Annotated in this window: 8 protein-coding genes and 1 riboswitch; of the genes, 5 read left to right on the plus strand and 3 right to left on the minus strand. The window is 72.6% G+C overall.

Annotated elements, in window-relative coordinates:
* Nucleotides 1–70: 70 nt before the first annotated feature.
* Nucleotides 71–3,295, plus strand: a complete 3,225-nt coding sequence (locus tag OG844_RS26100; RefSeq protein WP_406393503.1) for a BTAD domain-containing putative transcriptional regulator — start codon at nt 71–73, stop codon at nt 3,293–3,295.
* 299 nt (nt 3,296–3,594) lie between these two features.
* Here OG844_RS26100 and OG844_RS26105 read toward each other — a convergent pair whose 3' ends face one another.
* Together OG844_RS26105 and cobN are read right to left on the minus strand one after the other, a co-directional pair.
* Nucleotides 3,595–4,353 (minus strand): IclR family transcriptional regulator, encoded by a 759-nt coding sequence (locus OG844_RS26105; protein WP_406393504.1) that lies wholly within the window; start codon nt 4,351–4,353, stop codon nt 3,595–3,597.
* 78 nt (nt 4,354–4,431) lie between these two features.
* Nucleotides 4,432–8,034 carry a cobaltochelatase subunit CobN gene (cobN, locus tag OG844_RS26110; protein ID WP_406393505.1) on the minus strand — a complete coding sequence of 1,201 codons (3,603 nt, stop codon included), beginning with the start codon at nt 8,032–8,034 and terminating at the stop codon, nt 4,432–4,434.
* A gap of 31 nt (nt 8,035–8,065) precedes the next feature.
* Nucleotides 8,066–8,217, minus strand: a riboswitch (cobalamin riboswitch).
* Between the two features lie 199 nt (nt 8,218–8,416).
* Between cobN and OG844_RS26115 the strand changes: the two genes are divergently transcribed.
* The 4 genes from OG844_RS26115 to OG844_RS26130 all read left to right on the plus strand — a co-directional run bounded on the left by OG844_RS26115 (nt 8,417) and on the right by OG844_RS26130 (nt 12,488).
* On the plus strand, nt 8,417–9,694 hold the full coding sequence (locus OG844_RS26115; protein ID WP_406393507.1) for a cobalamin biosynthesis protein CobG: 1,278 nt from the start codon (nt 8,417–8,419) through the stop codon (nt 9,692–9,694).
* A gap of 68 nt (nt 9,695–9,762) precedes the next feature.
* A complete protein-coding gene (locus tag OG844_RS26120) occupies nt 9,763–10,389 on the plus strand; it encodes a precorrin-8X methylmutase (protein ID WP_351170042.1) in 627 nt (208 codons plus the stop codon).
* Nucleotides 10,386–11,900 (plus strand): precorrin-3B C(17)-methyltransferase, encoded by a 1,515-nt coding sequence (cobJ, locus tag OG844_RS26125; RefSeq protein ID WP_406393509.1) that lies wholly within the window; start codon nt 10,386–10,388, stop codon nt 11,898–11,900. The genes OG844_RS26120 and cobJ overlap by 4 nt, the downstream gene beginning before the upstream one ends.
* A gap of 75 nt (nt 11,901–11,975) precedes the next feature.
* Nucleotides 11,976–12,488: a DinB family protein gene (locus OG844_RS26130; RefSeq protein ID WP_406393510.1), complete on the plus strand. Its 513-nt coding sequence runs from the start codon at nt 11,976–11,978 to the stop codon at nt 12,486–12,488.
* 50 nt (nt 12,489–12,538) lie between these two features.
* Here the strand turns inward: OG844_RS26130 and OG844_RS26135 are convergent, their stop codons facing one another.
* Complete coding sequence (locus OG844_RS26135; protein ID WP_406393512.1) at nt 12,539–13,336, minus strand: cobalt-precorrin-6A reductase; 798 nt, start codon at nt 13,334–13,336, stop codon at nt 12,539–12,541.
* Nucleotides 13,337–13,342: the final 6 nt, after the last annotated feature.

The following is a 13,342-nucleotide window of genomic DNA, read 5'->3' on the forward strand; positions in this document are numbered from 1 at the left end:
TCGGAGTCGCTGAGGGGTCGCTGGGGGTCCCCTTGGAGCGCTTACCGGCTCCGCTGGGTACGGTTGCCCGATGCGGTACGGAGTCTTGGGTCCACTGGTGGTGTGGGGTGCCGAGGGAGAGCAGGTCAAGGTCCCCGAGGCGGGGGTCCGCGCGCTGCTGGCCGACCTGCTGACGCATGAGGGGCGCACGGTCTCCGCCGACCGGCTCGTCGACGATCTGTGGGGCGACGACCCGCCCGCCAAACCCGCCAACGCGCTCCAGACCAGAATCTCCGTGCTGCGCCGAGCCCTGGGACGCGACCGCGTGGTGTACCAGGCACCCGGGTACCGACTGCTCCTGGACCGCGCCTGCACCGCCGACGCCGATCTGGACGCGCACCGCTTCGCGGCTCTGGTGGACCGCGCACGGGCCGAGACCGATCCCCGGGCGCGGGCCGGGACCCTCGCCGAAGCACTCGCCTTGTGGCGGGGACCGGCGTACGCCGATCTCGCGGACGAGGAGTTCGCCCGCCCCACCGCTCAGCGCCTGGAGGAACTGCGCCTGGTCGCCGTCGAAGAACACGCGCGCGCCCGTCTGGAATCGGGTGAGCACGCGGTGGTCGCGGCGGAACTCTCCGGCCTGGTTGCACGGCATCCGCTGCGTGAGCAGCTGCGCGCCGTGTACGTGCAAGCGCTGTACCGGGCCGGTCGGCAGAGTGAGGCACTCGCCTCGTACGCGGACCTGCGCGAATGCCTGGCCGACGAGCTGGGATTGGATCCCGGCCCCGAACTCTCCGCGCTGCACGCGGCGATCCTGCGCCAGGACGAATCGATACCTCCGTCCTCGCCCGCCGTCGCAACGGCGCCGTCGCACATCAGGACGCCGGAAGTGCGCCTGCCCGTGCCGCTGACCCCCCTGATCGGACGCGACGACGCCGTCGGCGCCGTCGGCGCGATGCTGGAGCGCGCTCGCCTGGTGACCTTGACCGGATCGGGCGGCGTGGGCAAGACGCGACTCGCCCTGGAGGCGGCGACCCGGTTCGCCAAGGAGGCGGCGAGACACGTTCCCGATGGTGTACGACTGGTCGAACTCGCCGGGCGCAGCGGAGGAGTGGCCGACCTCGCGCAGGTGCTCTGCGACGTGTTGGGGATCCGCGACGACGACACCGGACCTCTGAGCGATCGCTCGACCCCGGACCGGCTCGTGGCGACGCTGCGCGATCGGCGGGTCCTCCTGATTCTCGACAACTGCGAACACGTCGTCGAAGCCGCTGCCGAACTCGCGGGGCGACTCCTGGCCGGCGTGCCCGGGCTACGGGTACTGGCCACCAGCCGCGAGCCGTTGGCACTCGCCGGCGAAGAGGTGTTCCAGGTCGAGCCATTGCGCCGGAGCGACGCTGTTCGGTTGTTCGCCGAACGCGCCGCCGCGTCGGCCCCGAGCTTCTCCGCGGCGACGGCGACCGGCGAGACGTGGGCGCTGGTGGCAGAGGTCTGCCTGCGGCTGGACGGGATACCTCTTGCCCTCGAACTGGCCGCCACGCGCGTGCGTGCCTTGGGAATGGCCCAGTTGGCAGCTCGTCTGGACGACCGCTTCCGCCTGCTGAAGTCCGGAGCGCGCGGCACCCCCGCACGGCAGCAAACCCTCCGCGCCATGATCGACTGGAGCTGGGATCTGCTCCCTGGTCGCGAACGCATCGTCCTGGGCCGACTGGCGGTGCACCGGGGCGGATGCACTCTGGAAGCCGCCGAGGCGGTCTGCGCGGGGCCGGGAGTGGCCTCCGGAGAGGTCGTCGACCTGCTGACCCGCCTGGTCGAGAAGTCGCTGGTCGTCATGGTCGACGGCATCGGCACAGCAGCCCCCCGCTATCGCCTGCTCGAATCCGTCGCGGCCTACGCGAGCGAGCGACTGGCCGAGAGCGAGGACGTCGAGAGCGTCCGGGACCGACACCTGGAGTACTACGTCGGCCTCGCCGAATGCGCGCGACCGCGCCTGCGTGACGGTGGCCAACGCGAGTGGCTCGACCGCTTGGACGCCGAGTCCGCCAACCTGCACGCAGCGATCGGCGCAGCCGTACGCCACGCCTCGGTCGGCGCCCGAGACGGCACTGACCGGGCCGCGCGGCTCGGCTCGGCCCTGGCCTGGTGGTGGCTCCTGCGCGGCCGGCCGAACGAGGCCCGTCGTCATCTGTCCAGGATCCGGGACGTTGTCCCCACATCGGTCGAACTACGCCTACTGCACGATGCGTTCACCCTGCTGACCGGAGAGCGTCCGACTTCCCCGGCAGCTCCGGTCCCGGGTGCGGCCGACCCGGTGGTGGTGGACGCCTCAGCACTGTGGCTGTACGCGCACGGGCTGTTCCACGCGGGTGATCCGGCCGGCGCGGAGGCGGTCGACGAGCAGGCCCTGCTCCTCTTCGACGCCGACGGCGACCGGTGGGGCACGGCTGCGGGTCTCGCGCTACGCGCGATGTGCGCACTGCTGCGTGGTGATCTCGTCGCCGTACGCGAGGACGGCCTGCGCAGCGCCGAGCTCTTCCGTGCCCTCGGTGATCGCTGGGGTGAGGCCCAAACCGTGCAGCCGCTCGCCGTACTGGCCGAGATCAGGGGTGAGCACGCCGAGGCGACGCGCCGCCACCAGGAGGGCCTGCGGCTGGCCCGCGAGCTCGGCCTGGAGGCCGAGGTCTCCGCGCGCCTGTCGGGACTGGGCCGCTTGGCCCTGCTCGAACACGAGTGGGAGCGCGCCCGCACACTGCATGAACAAGCACGGCAATCAGCCGTCGCGCAGGGCTACAAATACGGCGAGATTCACGCGCTCATGGGTTTGGCGCTGGGAGCTCGGCGCTCGGGCGATCTCGACGCGGCCGAGGGGTATCTGGTGCATATGCGAGATGTCGAAGCATCCTCACCTGCCGGCCGGCACCTGATCGAGGCGGAGCTCGGCTTCGTCGGCGAACTGCGCAAGGACGCGGCCGACGCCCTGGCCCACCACCTGCGCGGCCTGGCCATCGCGCGCTCGCTGGGCGAACCGCGCGCGGTGGCCCTGTCCCTGGAGGGAATGGCCGGCGCAGCGTCGCTCGGATCCACAACGCCGGCGGCCGAGCGGGCAGCCCGGTTGCTCGGCGCCGCCGACGCGGCCCGGCGCAGTGTCGGTGCCCCGTTGCCGCCCGCCGAGCGCATCGACGTCGACCGCATCACCGCGGTCACGACGGCGACGCTCGGCCCGACGGCCTTCGCCGCCGCCTACGTCCGAGGCACCACGCACAACCCCGAGCAGGCAGCCCGACTCGCTGCCGAGACACCACTCACCTCTCCCTGAACCTCCACGCGCTCCCCGGCCCGGCGCCGCAGAGGGGGCACGAGACTTCCAGGACCGCGTCGTGCCCGGCACCATTGAGGGCTCGTCCTGTCCGGGCAGGGTCTTGTCGGGGGCAACCCCTCACGAGAGCTCCATGGGCCCCCTATTTTCGCTACGGCCGTTTCGTTTACCGCAGTGGGGGGGGCTTGCCGACAATTACGCAACACCCGTATCGACAACTTTCGGCGGGGGTGAGGCGGCCTTCGTCGAGGTCTTCTCCGAGGCGGCCCTGTTCGAGCAGGCCCTCCGGCCGGGGCCGCTCAGAGGGTGAGGGACAGCCCCCTGGTCACCCGCTCCGCCGATGCGAGCAGCTTCTCCCGTACCTGGCTGGTCCGGTACATCCGGTCCGACCGGAAGGAGATGCCGAGCGAGCCGACCTTGTCCCCGCTGTACACGGGCACCGCGATGCAGAGCGTGCCGAGGGAGTACTCCTCGCGGTCCATGACGACGGGGACGGGCAGCGAGGATTCGAGCTGTCGCACGAGCTCCTCCCGCCGCGTGATCGTGCGGGGCGTGAGATCGGCGAGGTCGTGCCTGGAGAGGTAGTCGCCGCGCGCCTCCTCGTCCAGCTCGCGCAGGACGCACTTGCCCAGTGCCGTGGCGTGGCCGGCGTCCTCGAATCCCACCCAGAGGTCGACCCTCGGCGTCTGCGGCCCGTCGACGATCTCCGCGACGCGGATCTCGCCCTCCTCGTAGAAGGTCAGGTAGGCGGCGGCCGACACATCGTCCCGCAGCGAGGCGAGTGCGGGGCGGACGCGCGTGAGCAGCTCCTCCGCGTTGCTTCCCGCCTTCGGTTCGAACAACTCGTCGCCCATGACGTACCCGTCGTCGTCCAGCTTCCTCAGGAAGCCGTCACGGGTGAGCGCGGGCAGCAGCTCGTGCGCGGTGGACAGCGGCAGCCCTGCCTCCCTCGCCAGCTGTTCCGCGGGGACACCGCCCTCGTGCGCTCCTGCCGCTTCCAGCAGGCGGAGGGCCTGCTGGACAGAGGCGACTGGCGTGGGGCCTACCTGATCACCCATTCCACCAGCTTGTACCCGGTACCGCCGCGCGGCAATATATCCCGGATCCGCCCGGTCCGGAACGCCGGGACGCGCGCCTCAGTCCTCACCCTCCAGGTTGCCTTCCGTCTCCAGGAAGACCTGGCGCAGCGCCTCGAGCACGGCCGGGTCGGGCTTCGCCCACATGCCCCGGGACTCGGCCTCCAGGAGGCGTTCCGCGATGCCGTGGAGGGCCCAGGGATTGGCCTGCTGGAGGAATTCGCGGTTGGTCGGATCCAGGACGTACGTCTCGGTGAGTTTGTCGTACATCCAGTCCGCGACCACGCCCGTCGTCGCGTCGTACCCGAACAGGTAGTCGACTGTGGCGGCGAGCTCGAAGGCGCCCTTGTAGCCGTGGCGGCGCATCGCCTCGATCCACTTCGGGTTGACCACCCGGGCGCGGAAGACCCGGGACGTCTCCTCGACGAGGGTGCGCGTGCGGACCGTCTCGGGTCGGGTCGAGTCGCCGATGTACGCCTCGGGGGCGGTGCCCTTCAGCGCGCGTACGGTCGCGACCATGCCGCCGTGGTACTGGAAGTAGTCGTCGGAGTCCGCGATGTCGTGCTCACGGGTGTCGGTGTTCTTCGCCGCGACCGCGATGCGCTTGTACGCGGTCTCCATCTCGTCCCGGGCCGGGCGCCCGTCGAGCTCACGGCCGTAGGCGTAGCCGCCCCACACCGTGTAGACCTCGGCGAGGTCGGCGTCGGTGCGCCAGTCGCGGGAGTCGATGAGCTGCAGCAGCCCGGCACCGTACGTTCCCGGCCGGGAACCGAAGATGCGGGTGGTGGCACGCCGCTCGTCGCCGTGTTCGGCCAGGTCGGCCTGGGTGTGGGCCCGTACGAAGTTCCGCTCGGCGGGCTCGTCGAGGGAGGCAGCCAGGCGCACCGCGTCGTCCAGCAGGCCGATGGTGCGCGGGAAGGCGTCCCGGAAGAAGCCGGAGATGCGCAGCGTGACGTCGATACGGGGACGGCCCAGCTCCTCGTACGGGATCGGCTCCAGGCCCGTGACGCGGCGCGAGGCGTCGTCCCAGACGGGGCGGACGCCGAGCAGGGCGAAGGCCTCGGCGATGTCGTCGCCCGCGGTGCGCATCGCGCTCGTGCCCCACAGGGACAGGCCGACGGAGGTGGGCCATTCGCCGTTGTCTGCGCGGTAGCGCTCCAGGAGCGAGTCCGCGAGGGCCTGGCCGGTCTCCCAGGCGAGACGGGACGGGACGGCCTTCGGGTCGACGGAGTAGAAGTTCCGGCCGGTCGGCAGGACGTTCACCAGACCGCGGAGCGGGGAACCGGACGGGCCCGCAGGGACGAACCCGCCGTTCAGCGCGTGGACGGTGTGGTCGAGCTCGTCGGTCGTGGCGGCGAGACGGGGCACGACCTCCTTGGCGGCGAAGTCGAGGATGTCGGCGACGGCGGACGGCTGTCCGGCGGCCACGCGGGCGACGGCGGCCGGATCCCAGGCCGCGTCCTCCATCGCCTGGACGAGGGTGCGGGCCTGCTCCTCGATCTCGTCGGCGGCGGTGCGCGTGGCCGCGGACTCGTCGAGGCCGAGCGCCTCGCGCAGACCGGGCAGCGAGGTCGTACCGCCCCAGATCTGGCGGGCGCGCAGGACGGCGAGGACGAGGTTGACGCGGTCCTTGCCGGCCGGGGCGCCGCCCAGGACGTGCAGCCCGTCTCGGATCTGGACGTCCTTGATCTCACAGAGCCAGCCGTCGAGATGCATGATGAACTCGTCGAAGCCCTCGTCCTCGGGCCGGTCCTGCAGCCCCAGGTCGTGATCGAGCTTCGCGGCCTGGATCAGTGTCCAGATCTGGGCGCGTACGGCCGGGAGCTTCGCCGGGTCCATCGCGGCGATCTGCGCGTGCTCGTCCAGGAGCTGTTCGAGGCGGGCGATGTCGCCGTAGCTGTCGGCGCGCGCCATCGGCGGTACGAGGTGGTCGACCAGGGTGGCGTGCACACGGCGCTTGGCCTGGGTGCCCTCGCCCGGGTCGTTCACCAGGAACGGGTAGACGAGCGGCAGATCACCCAGTGCGGCGTCGGGGCCGCAGGCGGCGGACAGGCCGGCGTTCTTGCCGGGCAGCCACTCCAGGTTGCCGTGCTTGCCGAGGTGGATCATCGCGTCGGCGCCGAAACCGTTGTCGTCCGCGGACGCGGCGATCCAGCGGTAGGCGGCCAGGTAGTGGTGCGAGGGCGGCAGATCGGGGTCGTGGTAGATCGCGATCGGGTTCTCGCCGAAGCCGCGCGGCGGCTGGATGAGGATCAGCAGGTTGCCGCGGCGCAGGGCGGCGAGCACGATGTCGCCCTCGGGGTTGCGGGACCGGTCGAGGAACATCTCGCCGGGGGCCGGGCCCCAGTGCCGCTCGACGGCCTCGCGGAGTTCGGCGGGCAGCGTGGCGAACCAGCGGCGGTAGTCGGCGGCGGGGATCCGGACCGGGTTGCGGGCCAGCTGCTCCTCGGTGAGCCACTCCTGGTCGTGGCCGCCGGCCTCGATCAGCGCGTAGATCAGCTCGTCGCCGTCGCCGGAGACCAGACCCGGGATCTCCTCCTCGGGCCCGAAGTCGTAGCCCTCGGCCCGGAGCCTGCGCAGCAGGGCGACGGCGCTTGCGGGGGTGTCGAGGCCGACCGCGTTGCCGATGCGGGAGTGCTTGGTCGGGTACGCGGACAGGACGAGGGCGATCCGCTTCTCGGCGGCCGGGATGTGGCGGAGCCGGGCGTGCCGTACGGCGATCCCGGCGACCCGTGCCGCGCGCTCGGTGTCGGCGACGTACGCGGGCAGGCCGTCCTCGTCGATCTCCTTGAAGGAGAACGGCACCGTGATCAGGCGGCCGTCGAACTCCGGCACCGCGATCTGGGTGGCGGCGTCCAGCGGGGAGACGCCCTCGTCGTTCTCCTCCCAGGCGGCGCGGGGGCTGGTGAGGCAGAGCGCCTGGAGCACCGGCACGTCGAGGCCGGTGAGGGCGCCCGCGTCCCAGGACTCGTCGTCGCCGCCCGCGGACGCGGTGGCCGGCTTGGTGCCGCCCGCGGCGAGGACGGTCGTCACGATGGCGTCGGCGGCACGGAGTTCGTCGATGAGCTCGGGCTCGGGGGTACGGAGCGAGGCGACGTACAGCGGGAGGGCGTGGGCCCCCGCGTCCTCGACGGCGGTGCAGAGCGCTTCGATGAACGCCGTGTTCCCGCTCATGTGGTGGGCGCGGTAGTAGAGCACCGCGACGGTGGGCCCGGTGACGCCCTCACGGGCCGTCCGCTCCAGCGGGCCCCAGGCGGGTGCGGGGGCGGGCGGCTCGAAGCCGTGACCGGTGAGCAGCACGGTGTCGGAGAGGAACCGGGCCAGCTGCTCCAGGTTGGCGGGGCCGCCGTGCGCGAGGTAGGCGTGCGCCTCGGCGGCGATGCCGATGGGGACGGTGGACGCGGCCATCAGCTGGGCGTCGGGCGCCTGTTCACCGGTCAGCACGACGACGGGGCGACCGGTCGCCAGCACCAGGTCGAGGCCGTCCTGCCAGGCCCGTACGCCCCCGAGGAGGCGTACGACGACGAGGTCCGTGCCGTCCAGCAGCTCCGGGAGTTCATCGAGGGAGAGCCGGGAGGGGTTGGCGTAGCGGTAGTTGACCGGGCCCGCGGATGCGCGGGCGCTGAGCAGGTCGGTGTCGGACGTCGACAGGAGCAGGATCATGCGGCGTCAGCCCTTCCTCGGGGTGTCCACGCCCCGGGCGGTGTCGGACGGCAGGAGTTCCTGACTCGCCCGGTCGTGGACCGGGCTCACAGTGGCGGGACCGCGCCGGAATCTCACCGGGCTTCCTCCCATGTCGCCGTCTGGCGATGGCGGGCCGAACGGACCGCCGCTAGGCATAGTAGGCGGCGGACGGCCGGGCGTGACGGGATGCCCCTGGACGGGACTTGTCCTGGTCGCACGACGGGCCGGTTTTCGCCCTGCGGCGGCCGGGACCGGGCAACGAACCCGGCACGGGCCCCGGACCGGTCGCGATTCCGGGTCCGGCCGGTGGGTGTCCTACAGGTCACAGTCACCGTAGGACTGTGCCGCGGTCACGGTCGGTATGCTCGCCGCCATGCCCCCATCCGCCCTCCCGCCCCGGTCTCCGGGCGGTGATGCCTGCCCCGGAACACTGCGTCTGCACCGGGCGGACGACGGTGCGCTGGCGCGGGTCCGGCTGCCCGGCGGCGTGCTGACGGTTGCGCGTGCGAACACCCTCGGAGAGGCCGCGGAGCGGCTGGGCGACGGTGAGTTGCACCTCACCTCGCGCGGCAACGTGCAGCTGCGCGGGCTCGCCCCGGACTGCGGTGCGGAGTTGGCCGGACTGCTGGGCAGGGCCGGGCTGCTGCCCTCCGAACGCCACGAGCGGATACGCAACATCGTCGCTTCCCCCCTCGCGGGACTCGACGGCCTCGGAGCCGCTGAGGTCGGAGTGTGGCTGGCCGGACTTGACCGCTTGCTGTGCGGAAGCGACCGTGCGGCCGCGCTCTCCGGCCGCTTCCTGTTCGCACTCGATGACGGCCGCGGTGATGTGGACGCCCTCGGCGCCGACCTCACCCTGCTGGCCCGTGACGACGGCGAAGCGATGCTGCGTGTCGGGGACACCGACGCCGTCCTGCGTATCCCGGCTTCCGAGGGACCCCGCGCCGCACTCCTGGCCGCCGAAGCGTTTCTGGACGCCGCCCCGGACACCGGTGCCTGGCGGGTCAAGGACCTGCCGTGCGGCGCCGCCGCACTGTCCGACGACGTCGTACGGCGGTTGAGGCGGACCGGTACCGCCGTGTCGGAGGACCGCCGCCCCCTCCCCCATGCGTCCCTCCCTCCTGCCCTCGGCCCCGTACGCGGCGGCCGCCGCGAGGTCGCGCTGTCCGTCGGCGTACCGCTGGGGCGCCTTGACCCGAACCAGTGGCGGCTGCTGTCGAGCGCCGGCGAACTGCGGCTCACCCCATGGCGCGGCGTCGTCGTCACCGGCGTCGCACCGGATCGAGCGGACGAACTGCTCGCCGCCCTCTCGGAGGCCGGTCTGATCACCGGACCCGGCTCGCCGTGGGCCGGGGTCGGGGCGTGCATCGGACGGCCCGGCTGTGCGAAGTCGCTGGCCGACGTGCGGGCCGAAGCGGGGGCCGCCGTCGGACCCGCGGGACGGCTGCCTGTGTACTGGTCCGGGTGCGAACGCCGCTGCGGCCATCCGCACGGGGAGTGGATCGACGTGGTCGCCACCCCGGACGGACACCGGATCTCCCATGTGACGGGGGACAGGTCGGACGCCACGGCGACGGTCCGGGACGACCCTGTCGCGCTGGCCGCCGCGGTGGCAGCGGCGCGAGGCTCTCGCACCTGACCGCGCATCACCTTGTTCACCTGTGTCTGGCCGCCGGCCACAAACCCGATGAAGAAAGCGACAGCACTGTGCATCAGTACGAGAAGGACGGACCGGCGATCTACCGCCAGTCCTTCGCCACCATCCGCGCGGAGGCGGATCTGGCAGGGCTGCCCGCCGATGTGAGCCAGGTCGCCGTCCGCATGATCCATGCCTGCGGCATGGTCGACCTCGTACGCGATCTCGCCTTCTCGCCGGATGCCGTGGCCGGCGCCCGCGCGGCGCTGCGGTCCGGTGCGCCCATCCTGTGCGACGTGGCCATGGTCGCCAGCGGTGTCACCCGCAAGCGGCTGCCGGCGGACAACGACGTGGTGTGCACCCTGTCCGACCCGGCCGTTCCGGAACTGGCCGCGAAGCTCGGCACCACCCGCAGCGCCGCCGCGCTGGAACTGTGGCGCGACCGCATGGAAGGGGCTGTCGTCGCCGTCGGCAACGCGCCCACCGCCCTCTTCCGGCTCCTGGAGATGATCGAGGAGGGCGCCCCGCGCCCCGCCGCCGTCATCGGTGTCCCGGTCGGCTTCATCGGCGCCGCCGAGTCCAAGGACGCGCTGGCCGCCCACCCGTCCCGCCTCGAGCACCTGATCGTGCGCGGCCGGCGCGGCGGCAGCGCCATGGCGGCGGCGGCCATCAACGCGATCGCCAGCGAGGAAGAGTGAGCGTGAGCGAGCACAGGAAGACCGGACGGCTGTACGGGGTGGGGCTCGGGCCCGGCGACCCGTCCCTGATGACCGTGCGCGCCGTGCAGGTCATCGCCGAGGCCGATGTCGTGGCGTACCACTCCGCCCGGCACGGCCGGTCCATCGCCCGTTCCATCGCGGCGCAGCACATCCGCGCCGACCACATCGAAGAGGCACTGGTCTACCCCGTCACGACGGAGACCACCGACCACCCCGGCGGCTACCGGGGCGCGCTGGACGAGTTCTACACCGAGGCCGCGGCCCGCCTCGCGGTCCATCTCGACGCGGGGCGCACCGTCGCCGTGCTCGCCGAGGGCGACCCGCTGTTCTACGGCTCGTACCAGCACATGCACAAGCGGCTCGCGGACCGCTACGCCACCGAGGTCGTCCCGGGCGTCACCTCGGTCAGTGCCGCCGCCGCCCGTCTCGGCACCCCGCTCGTCGAGGGCGAGGAGGTGCTGACGATCCTGCCGGGCACGCTGCCGGAGGAGGAGCTGACGGCACGTCTGGCGGCCACCGACTCGGCGGTGGTGATGAAACTGGGCCGCACGTTCCCTGCCGTGCGCCGTGCGTTCGAGGCGTCCGGGCGACTGGCCGAGGCGCGTTACGTCGAGCGCGCCACCATGGCCGGGGAGCGCACCGGCGATCTGGCGGACACCGACGCGGACTCGGTGCCGTACTTCGCGGTCGCGGTGCTGCCGAGCCGGATCGACGCACCCCGCCCCGAACGGGCCGCCGGCTCCGGCGAGGTCGTCGTGGTGGGTACCGGGCCGGCCGGCCCGCTGTGGCTGACGCCCGAGACCCGCGGGGCGCTGGCCGCCGCCGACGACATCGTCGGCTACACGACGTACCTGGACCGGGTGCCCGTACGTCCCGGGCAGCAGCGGCACGGCTCCGACAACAAGGTCGAGTCGGAACGGGCGGAGTTCGCCCTGGACCTGGCACGGCGCGGGCGGCGGGTGGCCGTCGTGTCGGGCGGTGACCCGGGGGTGTTCGCCATGGCCACGGCCGTACTGGAAGTGGCGTCCCAGGACGCGTACGCGGACCTGGCGGTACGGGTGCTGCCCGGCGTGACCGCGGCCAACGCCGCCGCCGCCCGCGCGGGTGCTCCGCTGGGACACGACTACGCCACCATCTCGCTCTCGGACCGGCTCAAGCCCTGGGAGGTCATCGCCGAGCGGCTGCGCGCGGCGGCCACGGCCGATCTGGTGATGGCGCTGTACAACCCCGGCTCACGCAGCCGTACCTGGCAGGTCGGCAAGGCCCGCGACCTGCTGCTGGAGCACCGCTCCCCGGACACGCCCGTGGTGCTCGGGCGCGATGTCGGCGGCCCGGCGGAGAGCGTGCGCACGGTGCGCCTCGCCGATCTCGATCCGGCCGAGGTCGACATGCGGACGATCCTGATCGTGGGGTCCTCGCAGACCCGGTGGGTGCGGCGGGGGGACGGCCGGCAGATCGTCTGGACGCCGCGCCGCTACCCGGAGGGCTGAACGCGGTCGCGGCGGGGACGGGCGGAGCCGGCCGCTGCCCGTCCGCTGTCGGACCCCCGTGCCACGATGGCGGACATGAGCACTCCCGAACGTCCCATGCCCCCTTTGGACGCCGGTGAGCGGGCCTCTCTGGAGAGCTGGCTCGACTTCTACCGCACCACGCTCGCCCAGAAGTGCGACGGCCTGACGGAGGACCAGCTCCGCCAGGCGACGGCGGCACCTTCGCCGATCACCCTGCTCGGACTCGTCCAGCACCTCGCGGAGGTCGAGCGGAACTGGTTCCGCCGGGTCCTGGCCCAGGAGGACGTGCCGCCGCTCTTCACCCCCGGGTCCGACCCCGAAGCCGCCGACGGCGGTTTCGACCTGACGGACGGAGCGACGTACGAGCAGGCGCTGACCGTCTGGCAGACCGAGATCGGCCGGGCGCGGGAGAACTGCGCCGCCCGCGCACTCGATGACACCAGCCCCTTCATGGGCGGGCAGGTCACCCTGCGCTGGATCTACACGCACATGGTCGGCGAGTACGCCCGCCACTGCGGGCACGCCGATCTCGTACGCGAACGGATCGACGGTCGTACGGGCGTCTGAGCCGGCATCGAGGCCCGCGATCGCCAGGCCCTCGCCGCCGTGCTCCCCGGCTAGAGCCGCTCGTTCGGATCATGCCGAGCTCGCGGGGTCACGCACGGGAGGTCACGCAGCCAGCCGACGGCTTCCAGGGGGGTCCCGGCGACCGGCACGCCCTCCGGTACCGGTGGCCGGCGGACGACGACCACCGGGATGCCCGCCTCGCGGGCCGCGGTGAGTTTGGGAGCGGTCGCCTCCCCGCCGCTGTCCTTCGTGACGAGGACGTCGACGCGATGGCGGCGGATCAGCTCCCGCTCCCCCTCCAGCGTGAACGGCCCCCGGTCCAGCAGCGTCTCCATCCGCGCCGGGTGCGGCGCCTCGGGAGCGTCCACCGAACGCATCAGGAACCAGAGCTCGTCCAGACCGGCGAATGCGGCGAGGCCCATCCGGCCCGTCGTGAGGAAGACCCTCCTGCCAAGTCCCGGGAGAAGGCCGGCCGCCTCCGCCAGCGAGCCGGCCGCATGCCACCGGTCGCCCTCCGAGGGCACCCAGCCGGGCCGGCGCAGCGCCAGCAGGGGAACATGGACTGCGGCGGCGGCCTCGGCCGCGTTGAAACTGATCTTCCCGGCGAAAGGATGGGTGGCGTCGATGACCGCATTTACTCGGTGCGCCCGGAGCCAGGCGGCCATGCCGTCGGCTCCGCCGAATCCACCGATGCGCACCTCGCCGGGCGGCAGTTTCGGGCGGCCGACGCGACCCGCGAGCGAGCTGGTCACCCGCGCCCCGGCGGGCAGTCCGTCCGCGGCCACCAGGGACTCCGCGAGCAGGCGGGCCTCCGTCGTGCCGCCGAGGACGAGTACGTGCAGAGGCATCGGATC

It is taken from the genome of Streptomyces sp. NBC_00887, from assembly GCF_045207585.1.

Excerpts from the sequence above, each read along its gene's own strand:
- OG844_RS26105 (WP_406393504.1), bottom strand. The coding sequence starts at position 4,353 with ATGGGTGATCAGGTAGGCCCCACGCCAGTCGCCTCTGTCCAGCAGGCC.
- OG844_RS26135 (WP_406393512.1), bottom strand. The coding sequence starts at position 13,336 with ATGCCTCTGCACGTACTCGTCCTCGGCGGCACGACGGAGGCCCGCCTG.
- OG844_RS26100 (WP_406393503.1), top strand. The coding sequence starts at position 71 with ATGCGGTACGGAGTCTTGGGTCCACTGGTGGTGTGGGGTGCCGAGGGA.
- cobN (WP_406393505.1), bottom strand. The coding sequence starts at position 8,034 with ATGATCCTGCTCCTGTCGACGTCCGACACCGACCTGCTCAGCGCCCGC.
- OG844_RS26115 (WP_406393507.1), top strand. The coding sequence starts at position 8,417 with ATGCTCGCCGCCATGCCCCCATCCGCCCTCCCGCCCCGGTCTCCGGGC.
- OG844_RS26130 (WP_406393510.1), top strand. The coding sequence starts at position 11,976 with ATGAGCACTCCCGAACGTCCCATGCCCCCTTTGGACGCCGGTGAGCGG.